Genomic DNA, 457 nt, shown 5'->3' on the forward strand with positions numbered 1-457 from the left:
TGCAGAATTCATTGCTTGAGTCGCCGGACAAGATTAACCAACAGCACGTGTCAAATCCGATTATTGTTGGTTAATTCGATGGACTGGAGTTGTGTGATGACGTATAGAGGCCCCTCACGGCGTGACACCAGCTTGATAGAGGCTACTCATTGTCATGTGACCAGGATGTGTGACATCAGCCAGTCAGCGTTCGACGTCGTCGATCCAATAGCGCACTGCGCTATGGAAATTCGTAGCCACAGTTCGGACAGAAGCTTTCGTCGCCGTCCAGCAAAGAGAGGCACTCGACACAGAGACGGTTGCTCGGAGAGGCGGCGATATCTTCCAAGAAGTCCATTGCAGTCCGTGATTCAGCACCTGGCCGATAGCCGTCAGCGTAGCCCGGGAGTGTCGAGGCCCACCGAACGGTCCCCTCATCATCGACGACCGCGACGTTCCCAGCGATGTCGAGTCTCCC

The 457-nt window shown here is 54.9% G+C and carries 1 pseudogene; it reads right to left on the minus strand.

What is annotated here, in order from left to right:
• Nucleotides 1-220: 220 nt before the first annotated feature.
• Nucleotides 221-457 (minus strand): annotated as a pseudogene (locus tag D3D02_RS21395) (zinc ribbon domain-containing protein); the annotation flags it as partial.

Source organism: Halobellus sp. Atlit-38R, from assembly GCF_003665925.1.
GTDB lineage: Archaea > Halobacteriota > Halobacteria > Halobacteriales > Haloferacaceae > Haloquadratum > Haloquadratum inordinatus.